13 protein-coding genes and 2 pseudogenes are annotated in these 17,061 nt (G+C 68.5%); 8 read left to right on the top strand and 7 right to left on the bottom strand.

What is annotated here, in order from left to right; genetic code table 11:
- The first annotated feature begins 885 nt into the window (after window positions 1-885).
- From WME79_RS12610 to WME79_RS12600, 3 genes are all read left to right on the top strand, one after another.
- Complete coding sequence (locus tag WME79_RS12610; RefSeq protein ID WP_437535058.1) at window positions 886-1,260, top strand: hypothetical protein; 375 nt, start codon at window positions 886-888, stop codon at window positions 1,258-1,260.
- Between the two features lie 118 nt (window positions 1,261-1,378).
- Window positions 1,379-2,749: a DDE-type integrase/transposase/recombinase gene (locus WME79_RS12605; RefSeq protein ID WP_437535056.1), complete on the top strand. Its 1,371-nt coding sequence runs from the start codon at window positions 1,379-1,381 to the stop codon at window positions 2,747-2,749.
- The gene (locus WME79_RS12600; protein WP_437535054.1) at window positions 2,746-3,561 is read left to right on the top strand and encodes an ExeA family protein; all 816 of its coding nucleotides are present in this window, start codon (window positions 2,746-2,748) and stop codon (window positions 3,559-3,561) included. Before WME79_RS12605 ends, WME79_RS12600 begins: the two co-directional genes overlap by 4 nt.
- A gap of 710 nt (window positions 3,562-4,271) precedes the next feature.
- On the opposite strand, the gene WME79_RS12595 is transcribed toward WME79_RS12600, so the two are convergent.
- The gene (locus WME79_RS12595; RefSeq protein ID WP_437535052.1) at window positions 4,272-5,753 is read right to left on the bottom strand and encodes a hypothetical protein; all 1,482 of its coding nucleotides are present in this window, start codon (window positions 5,751-5,753) and stop codon (window positions 4,272-4,274) included.
- Between the two features lie 279 nt (window positions 5,754-6,032).
- Window positions 6,033-6,383: pseudogene (locus WME79_RS12590) on the bottom strand (tyrosine-type recombinase/integrase); the annotation flags it as partial.
- A gap of 229 nt (window positions 6,384-6,612) precedes the next feature.
- Between WME79_RS12590 and WME79_RS12585 the strand changes: the two are divergent.
- Window positions 6,613-6,822, top strand: a complete 210-nt coding sequence (locus WME79_RS12585) for a hypothetical protein (RefSeq protein ID WP_437535051.1) — start codon at window positions 6,613-6,615, stop codon at window positions 6,820-6,822.
- Window positions 6,823-7,012: 190 nt separating this feature from the next.
- Here the strand turns inward: WME79_RS12585 and WME79_RS12580 are convergent, their stop codons facing one another.
- Both WME79_RS12580 and WME79_RS12575 read right to left on the bottom strand, forming a co-directional pair.
- Window positions 7,013-7,162: a hypothetical protein gene (locus WME79_RS12580; protein WP_437535050.1), complete on the bottom strand. Its 150-nt coding sequence runs from the start codon at window positions 7,160-7,162 to the stop codon at window positions 7,013-7,015.
- Window positions 7,163-8,020: 858 nt separating this feature from the next.
- Entirely contained in the window at window positions 8,021-9,988 is a 1,968-nt protein-coding gene (locus WME79_RS12575; RefSeq protein ID WP_437535049.1) for a RecQ family ATP-dependent DNA helicase, read from the bottom strand.
- Between the two features lie 304 nt (window positions 9,989-10,292).
- Between WME79_RS12575 and WME79_RS12570 the strand changes: the two are divergent.
- A pseudogene (locus WME79_RS12570) lies at window positions 10,293-10,967 on the top strand (substrate binding domain-containing protein); the annotation flags it as partial.
- Here WME79_RS12570 and WME79_RS12565 read toward each other — a convergent pair.
- The 3 genes from WME79_RS12565 to WME79_RS12555 all read right to left on the bottom strand — a co-directional run bounded on the left by WME79_RS12565 (window position 10,925) and on the right by WME79_RS12555 (window position 14,434).
- A complete protein-coding gene (locus WME79_RS12565) occupies window positions 10,925-12,136 on the bottom strand; it encodes an L-dopachrome tautomerase-related protein (protein WP_437535048.1) in 1,212 nt (403 codons plus the stop codon). The pseudogene WME79_RS12570 and the gene WME79_RS12565 sit on opposite strands and share 43 nt — an antisense overlap.
- 224 nt (window positions 12,137-12,360) lie before the next feature.
- A complete protein-coding gene (locus WME79_RS12560) occupies window positions 12,361-12,510 on the bottom strand; it encodes a hypothetical protein (RefSeq protein ID WP_437535047.1) in 150 nt (49 codons plus the stop codon).
- A 502-nt stretch (window positions 12,511-13,012) separates the two neighbouring features.
- Window positions 13,013-14,434: a PA4780 family RIO1-like protein kinase gene (locus tag WME79_RS12555; protein WP_437535046.1), complete on the bottom strand. Its 1,422-nt coding sequence runs from the start codon at window positions 14,432-14,434 to the stop codon at window positions 13,013-13,015.
- Between the two features lie 180 nt (window positions 14,435-14,614).
- On the opposite strand from WME79_RS12555, the gene WME79_RS12550 reads away from it, so the two are divergent.
- The 3 genes from WME79_RS12550 to WME79_RS12540 all read left to right on the top strand — a co-directional run bounded on the left by WME79_RS12550 (window position 14,615) and on the right by WME79_RS12540 (window position 16,967).
- Window positions 14,615-15,106 (top strand): hypothetical protein, encoded by a 492-nt coding sequence (locus WME79_RS12550; RefSeq protein ID WP_437535044.1) that lies wholly within the window; start codon window positions 14,615-14,617, stop codon window positions 15,104-15,106.
- A 993-nt stretch (window positions 15,107-16,099) separates the two neighbouring features.
- Window positions 16,100-16,456, top strand: coding sequence for an ArsR/SmtB family transcription factor (locus WME79_RS12545; RefSeq protein WP_437535042.1), 357 nt, complete (start codon window positions 16,100-16,102; stop codon window positions 16,454-16,456).
- Window positions 16,443-16,967, top strand: coding sequence for an SRPBCC family protein (locus tag WME79_RS12540; protein ID WP_437535041.1), 525 nt, complete (start codon window positions 16,443-16,445; stop codon window positions 16,965-16,967). The genes WME79_RS12545 and WME79_RS12540 overlap by 14 nt, the downstream gene beginning before the upstream one ends.
- Window positions 16,968-17,061 lie beyond the last annotated feature (94 nt).

Below are 17,061 nucleotides of genomic sequence, written 5' to 3'. Positions count from 1 at the left end.
CGCTTTTTCTCAGATCATGGGGAACGCAGACGTTCGCGTCGCCGCCCGGGCTCGCCACGCCGAGATGCATTGCTTCGTCCCGACCGAAATTGTCATGCTCATCAACACTTTTCCCGCCGCCCACGGGTGTAGGAGCGGCCGCGGAGTGGGAGCGGAGCATCGGCGCGGTGCCAGCCACAAAAGGCGACGAGGAGGCCCAGTCTTGGCGGACAACCTCCTCGTCGTGCTCCGGTTCGCGTGTCGAGGAATCGAAGCGGTCACAGTCTCGTCCACAGCGCGCTCGATATCAAGAGCTGGCAGCAGCAGTTGCCCACGGTCGAGGCGGTGCGCCCCGCTCGCTGCCCTGCGTGCGGAGCGGCGAGCCACCCCGTCGGGGGACCTCTTGGCCTCCACGGCCATGGCCTTCGCGAGCGGCAGGTGCGTGGCCCGGCCGGCCCGAACGCGCCCGCCCTTCTTCTGGTGCTCAAGCTGCGCCGTTACCGCTGCCTGCCCTGCGGGGCGGTGATCCTCGTCGGTCCACGCGAGCTTGAGCATGAGCATAAGGATGGAGGTACTTTCGCCCCGTCAACGCCAAATTGATTGAGGGACGCTCCGCGTCATTCCGCTGTGCGTCCGCACGGTCGCCCGATAATTGACGCACCTCGTCGATCGTCCCGACCTCGCTAGCAAGAGCACGAGTTCGCGGGACGCTACGAATTCGCTGGAACGTGAATGTCAAGGAGCTTGTTCTTTGAGGGCTCGGACGGCGGCCCTGCCGCGCTTCGCGGCGGGGCCGACGGCGAGCATCGCGCCGGGCGAGCCGGGTTCGGCGCGACTCGACGCACTTCCGGCGCGAAGTCTGAACATCCGCTTGTGATGTGCGACGCAGTGCATCCCTCAAAATTCGTGCTCCGAGCCCCCTCAAACTTCGAGGCTACGCTCAAGCTGCTGCCGCGGCGGCACTACAGCGCCGCGGCGATCGGCTTCGCCCTTGCGCTCTACGGGCTCGTGCTGGCGACCGCCCGCGAGGTGCGCCGGCGGATCAGCCCGCAGACGATCCTGGGCGCCACGGCTTGCACCGGCTGGGCCACGCTCCGCCGCTGGACGCGCGCCGTCGCGCATCGACGCCTCTTTGCCGCACTGCCGTCGTCTGCTCCCAGCGCGATGCTGCGCCGCGTGGCAGCGAGCGCGGCGGCCTCGCTCGCCGCCTACGCGGATCCGACCTCCCGGGGCGAAGCGCTGGAGCACCGAGCGTTCCTCGGCGCCGCGCACGCAGCGTGAGGGCGGCTGTCAGCGACGAGCCCAGAGAACAAGGCCCACCCGAGAGGATCCCTCCCTCGACGAGCCTCGGTGGCGCACAAGGGCCCCGCGCCGCAGGGCGCAGAAAGGACCCTTCGATATGGATCTCGGACCTGCCGATCACGCCGAGGCCGTCGCGATCTTTCGCGCTTCGGTCATCGGCCCCGTCATGCACCGCGAGCTCGGCCGCGGACGGCTCGCCACCGAGCTGCGCGCCTTGAGCGCCCAGCGCTTCCGGCCGCCGGGCGCCGACAGCACGCGCACCTATTCGGTCCCCACGCTCGAGCGCTGGCTGTACGCGTACCGCGCCGCAGGCCTCGCCGGCCTTCGTCCCGAGCCGCGCTCCGATCGCGGCTTCGCGCAGGAGCTGCGTGCCGAGCTGCGCGAGCTCTTGCTCGACATCCGGCGCGAGCATCCCGCGGCATCGGTGTCGCTCATCCTGAGCACGCTCGTCGACGAGGGGCGCATCGATCCGGGCCAGGTCTCGGCGCCGACAGTGCGACGGTTGTATGCGGCGGCGGGTCTGTCGCGTCGGGCGGAGCGCTCGGAGCAACAGCCCAAGACACGGCTGCGCTGGCAGGCCGAGCGGCCTGGAGCGCTCTGGCACGGTGACGTCTGCCACCTGCCGCAGTGCAAGATGGGCGGTAGGACGGTGCCTGTCCGCATCCATGGCTTGCTCGACGATGCCTCTCGCTACGTCGTCGCGCTCGAAGCGCACTCGACCGAGAGGGAGGTCGACATGCTCGGGCTGCTCGTGGACGCGCTTCGCCGTCACGGCAAACCGGATGCCCTTTACCTGGACAATGGCTCCACCTACCGGGGCGAAGTCCTCCGGACGGCGTGCTCGCGACTCGGTATCACCCTACTGCATGCGAAGCCGTATGACCCGCAGGCGCGCGGCAAGATGGAGCGCTTCTGGCGGACGTTGCGCGATGGGTGCCTGAGCTTCCTCGGCGAGGTCGCGTCGCTCAAGGACATCAACGCACGGCTCAAGGCCTTCCTCGAACGGCGTTATCACGCGGCGCCGCACGCCGGGCTGATGGGCAAGAGCCCCGCGAAGCTGTACGCGCAAAAGCCCGCCGGCGAGGGCGCGGTCGAGGAGCGGGCGCTGCGCGCCGCGCTGACCGAACGCAGCCGGCGGCGCGTGTCCAGCGACAATGTGATCTCCATCGACGGCGAAGCGTGGGAGCTCGACCAGGGCTACCTGGCTGGCCAGGTCGTCACGGTGGCTCATTGTCACGTCGCTCCGGACGCGACCCCGTGGGTCGAGCACGAGGGCAAGCGCCTGCCGCTCCGCCTCCTCGATCCGGCGAAGAACGCGCGGCGCCGGCGGCCGCCGCGCGGCGGTCCGCTCGCACAAGGGCCGAGCCGCCCCACCGACTTCGCTCCGACGAGGGCGCTGCTGCGGGCTGGAAGCGAAAGGCCGCAGGCCTCCCAGCCCGACGACAGCTCCGAGGGAGGTGCTCGATGAGCGAGTCCTTCGTCCGATTCTTCGGGCTCTCCGAGTCGCCCTTCTCCAAGGAGATTCCGGACAGCGATCTCTGGCTGCCGCCCTCGAAACATGAGCTCGTCGAGGAGCTGTGCGACGCGGTCCACGAGCGCTCCCAGGTGCTGCTCGTCGGCGAGCCGGGCGCCGGCAAGACGTGCGTGCTGCGCGCGCTGCGCCATCGCTTGCCGCAGGCCGGATTCCGCCTGACCTACTGCCACAACGCCACGCTCGGACGCCGCGACTTCTACCGGCAGCTCTGCCAGGCCCTCGGCCTGACCCCTGCCGCGACCGCGGCCGCCGTGTTCTACGCGATCAGCGCGCACGTCGAGAACCTCGGACGAGAACGGATTCACCCGGTCTTTCTGCTCGACGAGGCGCACCTACTTCATCAGGATACGTTGGACCATCTTCACATCTTGGCAAATTACGAATGGGACAGCCGGGCGCTGCTGAGTCTGATTCTGGTGGGGCTGCCCGACCTCAAGGACCGGCTTGAGCTGCGCAAAAACCGCTCCCTGTACTCGCGGATCGACCGGCGCCTGTCGATCGGACCGATGACGGCGGATGATACGAGCGAGTATGTCCGCCTGCGGCTCGGCCGTGCCGACTGCGAGCGCGATCTCTTTACCTCCGAGGCGCTGACCTCGCTGCACGAGGTCGCCGGCTCGAGCCTGCGCGAGATCGACCGCGTGGCCACCGCCGCGCTGCGCGAGTCGGCTCGGCGGAAAAAGAAGCTCGTCGAGAGGGACGTCATGGCCCGGGTGATCGGCGACGTGAAGAGTGACGCCGACTGAACGGCGTCTACGCTCACCCGTGGCAGGCGCCGGCAGCCATCGCGCCGTCGGCGCCTACGAGTCATCCGACGCGATGGCCATCGCGCGTTGAGCGCCCCCGTGCGCCGGAGATGGCCATCGCCCAGCGGCGCGGCCCGTGCAGGCGGGTGATGGCCATCGCCCTCCTCGACCTCGCCCGCGCAGGATCGTGATGGCCATCAACCAGCCGGCGCGCGACGCCATCAATCAGCCTGAGCGTCAACAGGCCCACGCCTTCCGACGGGCTGCGATCCGTCGTCGCGCTCTCCCAAAATCCCCGAGGAAGCGACGGATCGCACCGGTTCGCCCCCACGGATTCGTCCCGCCAGAAACACCGGTCGATGGCGAGTGGTCGCCGGAAACAGCAGCGATTTCCATAGCTTTCGCCTGTTTCGCCTCCGAGGGGGGCTTCGGTGTGGCCCAACGGGGCGCCCTCCGCCGCCGCATCGCCCGCGGTTAAGGGCCCGCGGCATCACCGATCGGGGTCGGCGCCTGGCCCGGCGGAAGAGCGCCGAACGAGTCTCCTTCGCTCGCCGCCCCGTTGCCGAGCCCTTCGATGCGCTGCCGCCTGTGTCGGGATCGTGCCTGCGTTCCCGCACTCTGCCGGCCAAACGCCCTGCCCATGAGCCGCGCCGCGAAGCGGCGCCGGCGCCATCGACTTGTTGGGCAGCATACCGCAATCGGGCGCGCCTTTACACGACCCACGGAAGCGTGGCGAAGGTGGAGAGGAACTGCCGTGGCAGCTTGGCATTACCGGCGGGAAGACTGAAGAGCGCGAACGCTACGTCGATGCTTCGTTGCACCTGCCGCGCGCTTTGTCCCAGTGTGAAAACGCTCCAAAGCTGCGGTCGAAAAAGACGAAGCGAGATCCGGTCCAACCAATTTGGCCCCAGCTTTGACGCTGCCTCGAACGCCAAGCGCGCTTCATTCATCGGAACCACCGGAAGCGCCGTACGAATAATTCCTTGGCCGAGGTCCAGCGCCGCGCCGCGTACACTCCCAGACCGCTTCGAAAAGTCGTTGATGTCGCCAAGGAGTGCACTAACCAACGGTGTGGTCTCTGACGCATCTCCACGTGCAAGCGCGCGCTCCGTGTCCGCGCGGCGTCGACGAACGTATGCTGCTTCGGCGCGTAGCGAGTTTATTGCCTCAGGGAGATCGGATCGGTTTTCGGTTCGTGCCATCAACGCGTCAAACCAGAATGGCATTTGGACCGGAATTTCTCGCTTCTGGTATGCCTGGGCCCACCGCTCCTGGAGCCACTGCTCTAGGAGCGGCGAGGGCATCAGCATTTCCGCGGCAGCCCGTTCGCGAGCAATGCGCATGGGCGTGCGCAGGCATCCGCCCACATAGCGCACGGGCGGGCCCTCGTGTTCCGGCCAGAATACGACGGACAGGAGGTGCGCCAAACGTTCGTAGAACAGCGCGCGCACGTCGTTGTCGAGGATCATATCATGAAGCCGCTCTGTGGATCGGGGGAGGTACCTGATTCGATTATAGTCGAAAATCATGCGACTGCCGCTGTGTCGTTGCGGCGAGCACGAGTAGCTGAGTCGCGTATCGATCTCTCGATAGTCAAGCGTGTCCATGCTGGGGACCAGCTGCTGCCACAGCTTCGCTAGGTCATCTAGCCAGTTGGGATGATAGCTGCCGGTGTTTATTATCTCGGCTAATGCAGAAGCGAAGAGCGCATCGAGAATGCGTTGCCACCTTCCCTCGGCGCGCTCTGCACCTGAGTACATATCCAACGGACGAATGACGTCGTCCAGCCACATGAGCTTGTTCGCGCGAGCTGCGGTCTCTCCGCCATCGTCCAGAACGACGACGCGATCGTAGAAGATTAGCGCGTTGGTGACGGTTGCGAGATCGAGTAGCGCCACGAATGGATCGGCGACATCATCACCCGATAGCAGCCGACAAGAGTTGTCCAACGATGTCCAGTCGACGAGTGCTACGCTATTGAAGGCGTCGGTGCCTGGACGCCCTTGCTTTCGCAGCGATGCTCTCAGAGCGGGAAGTCTGCTAAGTTCACGTGCTCGCGCATGGGGCACATATGGGGGGCCGGGATCCCAGTTTACCGTTCCAAGGAGCTCCAGAGACCATTGCGTTTCCGCGAACCGGTTGGCGACGTCAAGCCGACGGGCAAGACCGTCGTCATCGTCGTCATTGCTCATCGCGCACCCCCCATAGTGTCCTTAGTTACCGCACATCCTCAGCGGATGGAAGGGGCCTCATCCAGGCGGCGGCAACCTTCCGTCGTCGGGACACTGGCCCGAGTCTTGCTCACCGAGACATGGCTCAAGCTGGGACACGTCCGGCTGCCCAACGCCTTGCCGGTCTGGCGCGGGCGGCGCTGTCGGCGGACTCACAGCCGGAGGTGTCGCGCCGCGTCGTGCCTGGGTGACACGGCGCGGCTGCCTCATCGGGACGTCGCCGGACACAACCCGGTTCGCTCACAATCTCGGACCGAAGGGGCCGTCGAGGGGGCTTCGGACGGCCAAGCCGCCGCGGTTCAGCACGTGGGTGGTGATCATCGTCGTGCTCACGTCGCGATGGCCGACGAGTTCCTGCATGGTGCGGATGTGGTAGCCGGCTTCCAGCAGGTGAGTGGCGAAGGCGTGACGCAGGGTGTGGCAGCTCGCGTGCCTCGATAGACCGGCGGCGAGGGCGGCCTCTCGCACCGCGCGCTGGACCACCGTCTCGTGCAGATGATGCCGTCGGAGCGCACCTGTCTCCCTGTCGCGATAGGGGCGCGTCGCGGGGAAGACCCATTGCCAAGGCCATTCCCGGCCGGCGTTCGGATACATCTGGGGTGGATGTCCGCGAAGGGATGGCACGTCCGTGTCCAGGACTCGTTCGCGTTGGATTCAAAGAATCCGGCAACGAGCCCGTCCGGGCAGAATATAGCGGCAATACTGGGGATGGCGGGTAATAGCGGTTATTGTGTGGCAAATGTGCTTTATCGCGTGCCAGATGCCCGAGCAGATCGCTTCTCGGGCGCCAGCGGCTCCGCAGAGTAGCCGAGCTCACTGTTTGAGGCGCTTCTATCTGGAGGATGATGATCCCCTGGCCGAGGGGCGCGCCCATGCCGCCGACGCCGGCCGCTCCTCCTTCGGCGGCGACGTGGCCAAGCTCGACCAGGTGGATGGCCATAGCCCGAGCTCGCCGACATGCGCCTCGACCTCCGCGTCCGCGCTGCCGCGGGAGGGGAAGCTGCCGAGCTGCCTCAGCGGGCGAGCGTGACGACTTCTGCGGTGGTCATGGTGATGGCTCGGCGGTTACTTTGGATCAGCAGTCCGACCGGTGACTGCTTATCGGCATGCAGCCACTGCGCGCGGGCGATCTCAGCAGAGCCCGCGGGCGCTGGCGAGCGGCAAGGCTCCGGCAGCGGAGTCCGCGCGAGCGGCGGGCTCGACGTTCGGCCCAGACCTGCTCACCCCTCCGGTGCCACCGGCAGCCCGAGCAGCCGACCGATCGCTTCGTGAACGACCCGTGCCGCCACCGCATCCCCGAGGGCGACGGCGCGGCTCAGGGTGCTGGCGAGCGAGGCGACCACGACCGCCCGACGCGACGTCTCGATCACGGCGAGCTCCCCAGCCCCAGGGCATGACGCTTGGGCCTGGGTTGGGCCCATGCCTCCCGAGGGGGCGCGATCCGTCGTCACGCTCTCCCCAAATCCCCAGGGAAGCGACGGATCGCGACGGTTCGCCCCCGCGGAATCGTCCCGCCAGAAAACCGGGCGATAACGAGCGGTCGCCGGAAACAGTAGCAATTTTGATAGCTTCCGCCTGTCTCGCCGTCGAGGGCGGCTCCGGTGTGGCCCAACGGAGCGCCCTCCGCGGCGGCATCGCCCGCGGTGACGGGCCCGCGGCATCACCGGTCCCACAGTACAGCCACGCTGCGCGCGCTGGTTGACATACAACACCTGTAGAGGAGATCCGGGCGGAGACAGGGAATGCAGGGAGTCCGGTGGGGTGTGCACGAACAACGCGGATTGCTGCTCGGACAGCGACGTGTGCTTGAGCGGCGTGTGCCAGCCGCTCGATATCCCGCGGTGAGCAGGCTCGCCCGGCGCGGGCGCGGCCGCCCGCCGTGGGCCGGGCGCGAGGGGGGAAGGCGGGCGTCCTGAGGGTCTCCACCAGCGCGCGTGTCCTGGGCTAGAAGGTCGCCATGCTCACGCTCTTCGCTCGGTGAGGGGACCGCCCCCGACCGGCGCCGCGCAGCGTGCAGCCGAAATTGGCCACGTCAAAAACGCGCTACGCGGAGCGGCTACGTCGATGACGCTCGGCGCCCTCTTGCAAAAGCGCACGGGCGGCGAGGCCGACCTGCGACCTGCGGGGCAGTGCCGTCGTCCAGTACATCATAGCTGCCCTCGTCACCTTGCCGATGGTGCTGCTGACCGAAGGGCGGCGCTGCGGGAGGGGGGCGGCGCCGGCCTTGATCAGGTCGCCGCTGCGGCGCCGGCGAGGCGGGCAAGCCCGGCGCACCAGTCGAGCACCTCGGCGAACCGGCGTGTGATGAGGACGCCGAAGAGCGGATCGCGCGCGAGCTTGGCCTGGGTGGTCGCCGGGCTCGAGAGGCCGCAGAGGAAACGCGCCGCCTGGCGAGGATGGCCCAGGGCGCCCGCGTGCGCCGCGCGCAACGCCGTGAATGCGGCGACGTCGAGCCCCGCCGGCATCGGCGGCGCGTGCGCCGGCTCCAGCAGCGTCACGGCGACGCCGGTGCGGCAGAAGGTGCAGCGCCCGCACGCGGCGTCGAGGCGTTCGCCGAAGTACGCGGCGAGCGCGGCGGCGTGACAGCGCTCCGAGGTGAGCAGCTCGATCACCTGCAGCACGCGCGCGATCTCGGCGTCCTCGCGCTTCGCGAAGCGCGCGAGGAGCTCGCCAACGAGGGCGCCCGCGTCGTCCGTCGAGGCGACGCGCACGAAGCGGTGCCGGATGTCCGACGCCTTGAGCTCCGCGAGCCCCTGCCGCTCGAGGTACTCGAGCGCGCGCACCACCCGCTCGCGCGGCTGCTCCAGCGCGGCGGCGGTGGCGGCCGGGTCGACCGCGTACAGGACTCGCCCCTTCTTCGCATGGCCGAAGAGCGCCTCGAGGAACCGCGCCGGCTCGCCCTTCACCGACGCGATGACCTCCTCGAGCCTGCGGTGGAGCCGCACCTCGTAGCCGGCGTAGTACGGCGTGAGCTGCCGGACCGCGCCCATCAGCTCGAGGTAGGTCAGCGCGGTGCGGAGCACGAGCGGCCGGACGTCGTGGCGCGTCCCCAGCGCGTGCAGGCCGAGCTCCACTTGGGGCGCGGCGAGCACCGCGCCGACCACCCCGTGGAGCGCGTCCTCGGTCGGCGTATCGCCGTAGGCGAAGTTCTCGAGGACCGGCAGATCGTCGCCGCACACGAAGACCTCGACCACCGAGTGCGCCTGATCCCTGCCGGCGCGGCCGATCTCCTGGCTATAACTCTCAAGGCTCTTCGGAAGATTGTAATGATCGACATAACGCACGTCGGGCTTGTCGATCCCCATCCCGAACGCAATGGTGGCGACCACGATGCCGCGGTTGCTCTGCATCCAGTCGTCCTGCACGCGCGCGCGCTCCGCCGCCTCCATCCCGGCGTGATACGCGCGCGCCGGCAGCCCCGCAGAAGCGAGCTTCTCGGCCACGTGCTCGGCGGTCTTCTGGAGCGTGACATAGACGATACTGGAGCCGGGCGGCCGGGATCGCAGGCGCTCGATCAGGACCCGGTCGCGCGCGGGCGCGCTCACCGCCGTCGCGCGGAGCTCGAGGTTCGGTCGGTAGAAGCCGGTGATGACCGTGTGCTCCTCGCGGATGCCGAATGTGGCGCAGACGTCGCGCACGACCCCGGGCGTCGCGGTGGCCGTCAGCGCGAGCACGCGCGGCACGCCGAGCGCCCGGGCGGTGTCCGCGAGCCTCAGGTAGTCGGGGCGGAAGTTGTGTCCCCACTCGGAGATGCAGTGGGCCTCGTCCACCGCGAAGAGGGCGATCTTGAGCTCTTTCAGCAGCGCCATGAACCGCTCGCTCACGAACCGCTCGGGGGCGACATAGAGCAGCTTCGTCTTACCCGAGCGCAGATCCTTGTGCGCCTCCGCCGCGTCGTCAGCTGACAGCGACGAGTCGAGCCGGACCGCGGCGATGCCGCGCGCGCGGAGGAAATCGATCTGATCCTTCATCAGCGCGATCAGCGGAGAGATGACGATCGTGACCCCGTCGAGCAGGAGCGCGGGGAGCTGGTAGCAGAGCGATTTGCCGCTGCCCGTCGGGAAGACCGCGAGCGCGCTGTGGTCCGAAAGCAAGGCATCCATGACCGCGCGCTGGCCTGGGCGGAGCTCGCGGAAGCCGAACCGCGCCTCGAGGACGTCGAGCAGATCGGGGCCCGATGGCGTGGGCTGCTTCAAGGGGGCATCCTACACCTCGCGCACGCCGAGGAACACCCTGCCGTCGCGCGCAGCGCGCGACGATCGACGCGGCGCTGTCTCAAGGAGGACAGCCGGGCGTTCGGCGGCGAGGGAAGCATTCTGGGCTCCCTTCTGTTCTCCCCCTCGCATCGGCCGACGTTCCCCTGATAGCCGATCCTGAATCGGCAACGGACGAGCTGAGCACCGGCCGCAGGCTCGCGGTCGACCCCGGGTAGGCGGAGGACCTCCACCTGCTGGGCCGTCCTCGGCGTCGCCCCGCGATCGCCCTGGAACGCTCCTCGGGCGCTCGCTCGTGGGCACGGTGCGCGTGGCGGCGCCGTCGGATCTCGCGCGCAGCGTGCTCTTGCCCTGGCTCGACGAGTTCGTGGCGGCCCATCCGGGCGTGCGCTTGGCCCTGTCCGTGACCGATCGCGTGCAGGACGTGATGCGCGACGTGGTGGACCTGGCCTTACGTTACGGCGAGCTCAGCGATTCCCGGCTGGTGGCTCGGGCGCTCTCCACGACGCGCCGTGTGCTCTGCGCTTCCCCCGCGTACCTTGCGCGGCACGAGCCGCCGCGCTCGCCCGAGGACCTAGCCCAGCACAACTGCCTGACCTTCCACGTCAACCACAAGCGGCACGTGGCCTGGCGTTTCGAGAAGGACGGCGCATGGACCGAGGTGCGCGTCGACGGCGACCGCGACGCCGACGACGCGGCCATCGCCCACCAATGGGCCCTCGCCGGCGCCGGCCTGCTCTACAAATCCGAGCTTGATCTGGTGCACGATCTGCGCGAGGGCCGCCTGGTTCGCCTGCTGCCCGGCTGGCAGGGTGAGCACTATCCGCTCAACGCCATCCTGCCGAGCCATCGTTTCGTGCCGGCGCGGGTGCGCGCCCTGGTCGACTTCCTCGCGGCGAAGCTCCGCGACCTTTCACCTCAGAAGCCCGGTGTGCCCGGCGCCAGGGGCTTGAAGCGATAGACCAGGTAGGGCGGCTCGTTCCTGGCCACTCCGTCGGCCTGGAGCGCGCTGGTGAGGGACAGCTGCGCCGCGCCGGTGTACATGGCGCCGTCGCTGTTGTAGGTGACGCCGTCCGGCCAGACCATGTCCAGGTCGCTGACCAGGCGCTCGTATTTGCGGGTGTCGGACGGGATGACGCCCACGGCGCGCTCGCCGACCTCGGTGAGGTACAGGTTGTCATCCTGGTCGATGGCCAGGCCGCCGTTGAAGGGCTTGTCCGCGTAGGTCTCCACCTTCGCCCCGAGCTGCGCGGCGGTGAGCGACGTGTCCAGAAGGTCGCTCATCCGGACCCGGTACATCTTGTAAGCATTGAGCGGGGCGAAGTAGAGCCACTCGTTGTTCGTGTCGAGAGCGATGCCGTCCACGCCCACGTACAGGTCGACGGCGCCGCTCGTGGGTCGACCCACGTCCCAGCGGATGGGCTCTTTCAGAGGCATCACGCTGTGGTGGCCTTGCAAGAGGCGCCGGCTCTCGCCGGTGGATAAGTCCACCACCACGAGCGCCGCCTTGTCGCCAACGCCGCCCGAGCCTTCGCCGATGGCCTCATCGGCGAGCACGATCACCTCGTGCTTCAGGTCCACCACGAAGTCGTTGTGCTGCGACTCGGTGAGGGTGGCTTCCGGTGAGATGGATATGACGCGCTCGAGCTTGTTCTGGTGGGTGTTCCACCCAACGAGCTTGGGCACCAGGCCAGCGGGGCGCCCCGCCGCCTTGTCCGTGGATTTGGCCGAGTCAAGCAGCCAGAGGACGCCGTTCTGGTCCGTATGCAGGCCGAGCACCCAGTCCAGGCAGGCGTTGAAGTCGGATTTCCAGCTGCCGTCGGCGTTCTTGCAGCTTTGCCACTCCGTGCTCGGGTACGGTGTGGTGGACTCCCGGTCTGGGTTGAGCAGCGCGACCTGCACCTCGGGCTTGTAGAACGGGTGAAAGCCGATGATGACCCGGCCGTCGGGCATCTGGGTGATGCCGCCGACGCCGGTCGAGTCGAGCCGAGCGTAGACCTCGAGCGTGGGCTGCGGCGGCCGCGCCGGGCTGGCGCTGTCGCCGCAGGCCGTCGCGCCTGCGACCAGGGCCGCGCCCGCGGCGAGGGTCAGGCTCGCGAGCTTGAGCTCGAGATGGGAAAACCGATGCATGCTTGTCTCCTCGTCGTGGTGGTCCTCCATGCTTGAGGAGCGCGCCCTGGCGGACAAGCGGCGGCACGCGGAAACAGTTTCAGCGTTTCGTTGAAGGTGGCTTGACCCGCGCGAGGCCACGTGGCCACGACGCAGGCTTGCCGCTCGCCGACACCGCTTTCCCGATGGCCTCCGGGCGCTTCGGTATGCGGACACCGCGCGTGGGCGATCTCAGCAGAGCCTGCTCACCCCACCGGTGCCACCGGCAGCCCGAGCAGCCTGCCGAGCGCCTCGTGAACGACCCGGGCCGCCTCCTCATCTTCGAGGGCGACAGCGCGGCTCAGGGTGCTGGCGAGCAAGACGACCACCGCGGCCCGACGCGACGTCTTGGTCACGGCGAGCTCCCCAGGCCCGGGGCTTGACCGCTGGGCCCGGGTTGCGCCCATGCCGCCCGAGGGGGTGCGATCCGTCGTCACGCCCTCCCCAGATCTCCGGGGAAGCGACAGATCGCGACGGTTCGCCCCCGCGGAATCGTCCCGCCAGAAACACCGATCGATGACGAGCGGTCGCTGAAAACAGTAGCGATTTTCGTAGTCTCCGCCTACTTCGCCGCCGAGGGCGGCGCCGGTGTGGCCCAACGCGGCGCCCTCCGCCGCCGCGTTGCCCGCGGTGAAGGGCCCGCGGGATCACCGTCCCACCGTACAGCCCGCTGCACGCGCTGGACCTGCAGCCGTGGCTGGAGGCGTTCTCACGATCGCTTTGAGCGTGCTTTCTTCTTCGCCACCGTGGGTAGATCGTACGTAGGAAGTGGGCGCGCAACCGCGGCCGCGACAACACGAATCCACCTGAGACGCGGTGACGCGCGGACCCGCCGCGGGCGACCCCACGCGGGGCCTATCAGGGGTTCCGGCGCGTGCCCGAACGCCGATCGCTGGTGCTCACCGAGATGACGACACGGCGGCGTGGTCGCGACGCCGCCTGCGGCTCCCCTTGCTGCGGCGGCCCTTGCATCGCCTGGTGCTGTTGGGGCCTTTGCGGCGCCTCGTGGTGCTGCGGCTTGTGCGGCGCCTCGTGGTGCTGCGGCCTGTGCGGCGCCTCGTGGTGCTGCGGCCTGTGCGCGGACTGGCGCTGCGCGGGCCGTTGCGCCGTCGCATGCTGGGCCGGCCGATGGTCTGGCCCATGCTGCTGTGGTCGCTGGCTCGCCTCGTACTTCACCGGCGGTTGTCCTGATGGGTGCTGCGGTGGCCTTTGGCCAGGCGCGTTGCCCGCGTACTGCTGCCTCCGGTCAGGCCCGGCGTTTTGCGGCCTTTGACCTGGTCCGTGTTGCTGCGGCCTTGGCCCGCCCTCAATCCCGGCATGCGCAGCCGGCCTCTCCGCCTGCCGCGGTCGGTCCCGCGGATCGGTCGTTCGCCCCTCGGTAGTGGGCGCCTCGGGGGCGGGCGCGGGCGATTGGGCGGTCTTCGGCGCTCCCCGCATGCTGATGCCCTGACGCTCGCGGCGCTTGCGCTCGTCGTAGTTCGCGTCGCCGATGAGGTCGAGCACGGCGCGGGTATCCACCCTTCGCTCGGAGACCCGATGGCGGCCGGTCAATCGGGTCTCAGGGGTGAGCGCGCTGTTGGCGTAGAGCTCCCACATCTCCTCGCCATAGGCGGCTCGCCGTTGCTCGGGCACGAAGCGCGTGAGGAAGCGATGGAGGTTGTCGACGTCACGGAGCAGGAGCTTCTTGGCGTTCTGGTTCTTCGCGGCGTCCACCGATTGGGGGAAGTCGATGATCACCGGCCCGTCGGCGCTCATGAGCACGTTGAAGTCCGACAGATCGCCGTGCACAACGCCGGCGCACAACATCCGCACGACCTCGGCGATCAGGCGATGGTAGACCCACGTGGCCTGATCTCGGTCGAGGCTCGTCTCGGCGAGACGAGGCGCGGGGCTGCCGTCGGCGTCGGCGACCAACTCCATCACGAGCACGCCGTCGATCGCGTGGTACGGCGTCGGCACGCGGACGCCTGCGTCGCGCAGGCGGTAGATCGTGTCGACCTCGGTCGAGCGCCAGGCGGCTTCGTCCTGAGCCCGGCCGTGGCGCGAGCGTTTGTCCATCGCGCGCTGGTCGCGGCTGTTGCGCACCTTGCGGCCCTCGGTGTACGCCGCGCGGTTCTTGAAGCTGCGGTTCTGCGCTTCTTTGTAGACCTTCGCGACGCGCAGCTCGCCGCCCGACCGGACGAGGAAGACCACCGCTTCCTTTCCGCTCATCAGCGGCCGCACAACCTCGTCGATGAGCCCTTCGTCGACCAGCGACGTGAGGTTGCTCGGAATTTGCATGTTCTCGTGTATCTTCGTTTCGTCGGAGGAAGAAGCTCCCGGCGTCCTCTTGCCGCAAAAGATGGTGCGCTGCAAGGTGCGCTGCAACCGCATCGCATACTTCGGCGGCTGCGTCGCGCTCTGGCCGCCGCGGCGCGCCCACCGTCCGCGGTCCGCACGCTCACCCTCATCGAGCCCGCCATGCAGCCGCTCGCGATCCGAGAGCCGGCGGTCATGTGGTTCCTCCTCCGCACGATCACGACGCTGAAGCTGTCGTTCTCGGCAGAGACGGGCGTCAAGCGGTTCGCACGGCTCATGCACATCCCCGACGAGATCCGCGGAAGTGGTTCGCCCGCCGAGTCCGCGGCGATGGGGCGAGGCATCGCCCGCCTGAAGGTCCCGACGAAGGACCACGCTGGAGCGCGAGCTCCCGGGTGCAACGGGCGGCGTGCTGGAGGGCCGCTCGGCCTATTCCTGCCGCGGGGCCCCGGGGGCGACGGCGGCGAGGGTGGCTACGGCGGCCCGGGGCGCGGCGGCGACTCGATCGTCATCGCCTACCTCGACGAGGACCGGCTCACGGTCGAGGGCGTCACCTCCACGCTGGGGCCGCCGGGCAAGGGCGGCATCAGCTGGGACGACCAGGGCAAGATGATCTCGGGCGAGGACGGCGTCGCCGTGGAGACGCTCCGGTAGCTAGATTGAAGCTCGCCCGCGCCCGCGCAACGGCTACCCGCTCACCCGCGGGGCGTCGTGCCAGCCTACGGCCGGCGCGGGCACACTGTCGGTGTGCAGCGGGTTGTTGGCCAGCCGCATTCGTGCGCTGCCGCGCCGAGGGCACGATCATGAGAATGGTCCCCAACTGAAGGACATGAGAGAATATGTAATTCCAGCGGGTCCAGGCAAGGGCTCGCGCGCGCAATCGTGGCCCGCTGTCTGCCCCTCGATTGCCCACGATCTGATGGCTTCGACGAACGAAGACCGCAGTCCATCGAACCCGCCAACGGCGGTACCATGATCTCTGAGCCACTTTCGCAAGAAGTCGCTCGAGTATTTCTGCGTCAACCCGGAAGGCGTCACAGGCGGCTCCACAGCCAGACATCGCCGTCCTGCACCAGCAGCCCGAGCCCGAGGCCCATCGGCCCGCTGTCGAAGCCGTCGTAGTCGATGTAGCGAAACCGCGGGTCGCGCCGCCGCGCCTCGGGGAGCTCGCCGTAGAGGCGGCGCAGGTACGCCTCGATATCGACTCGCGCCAGCGCGCGCGCTCGTGGTCGACGAACGCGCGCAGCGCCGACTGCGCGTCGGTCGTGGGCGCCACCGGCTCGTCGACGGGACGGAGGTGCAGGCCGCGCAGGAAGCCGTCGACCACCGGGTCGGCCGAGGTGGTGAGCGCGGCAGCGTACCGGCAGCCCAGGCGCGCACCGGCGGCGACCAGCAGCTCGCCGAACGGCAGGTCCTCGCGGATATCGCACCAGCGCAGGAGTGCGCCGCCGTGCGACCGCCAGATGGAGCCCCGTACCCCCGCGGCGGGGGGGCGCGTTGGCCCGGCGAGGCGGGGTGGCGGCGCCGAGCCGCATTCCGTTGTCACTGCAAATGGTCGCAAATTTCTGAATCAAGTCGGCTCGCGACGGAGCACGCGCTCGATCTCCTCTTGCAAGACGCCGATTCGCGCGTTAGATACTGAACCACATGGTTCAGTATTCGAGTACCCGCCTCGATGCTTCGTTCGCCGCGCTTTCCGACGCGACCCGTCGCGGCGTTCTGGAGCAGCTCGGACGAGCCGACGCTTCGATCACGGACCTCGCCGAGGAGTTTCACATGACCCTCACGGGCATGAAGAAGCACGTCGGCGTCCTCGAGCGGGCCGGGCTCGTCACCACCGAGAAGGTCGGCCGCGTGCGTACCTGCAAGCTCGGCCCGCGCCGGCTCGACGAAGAGACGGCGTGGATCGAGAGGTACCGCCAGCTCTGGGCCGCACGCTTCGACGAGCTGGACAAGGTCATCGAGGAACTGAAACGAAAGGAGAACGTCGATGGACGCAAGTAAAGAGAGTGAGCCCCAATTGACGAGTAATCGCACGACGGTGGAACCGAAGTCCGATCGCGAGATCGTCGTCACACGGACCTTCGATGCCCCGGCGCGCATCGTGTTCCAGGCGTGGACCACGCCGGAGCTGTTCAGGCGGTGGTGGATACCGAAGTCGATGCCCGTGCCTCTACTTTCCTACGAAGCGGATATTCGCGCCGGCGGCAGCTACCGCCTGGTCTTTGGTCACGATGCCGCGCAGCCGATGGCGTTCTTCGGCACGTACCTCGAAGTGACACCGCATTCGCGCATCGTGTGGACGAACGACGAAGCGGGCGACGATGGCGCCGTCACGACCGTGACCCTCGAGGAAAAAGGCGGCAAGACGCTGCAGGTGCTGCACGAGCTCTATCGATCGAAGCAAGCGCGCGACGCCGCCCTGGCCTCGGGCGCGTACAGCGGGATGGGCGAGACGTTCGAGCAGCTCGATGAGCTTCTCGTCTCGCTTGGTACGACGGCGCGATCGTCCTGAAGCCATCGCGCGGGAGGGGCGCCGGGGAGCGCGACGAGCGCGGTCCTCCTTCTCGGCGCCGCGCATTCACGCGGGCGGCGCGAGGCGCACGAGG

It is taken from the genome of Sorangium sp. So ce726 (assembly GCF_051521405.1).
Taxonomy (GTDB): domain Bacteria; phylum Myxococcota_A; class Polyangia; order Polyangiales; family Polyangiaceae; genus Sorangium.
The sequence above is the reverse complement of the archived record's forward strand: the minus strand, read 5'-3'. Positions and strand labels throughout refer to the sequence as shown.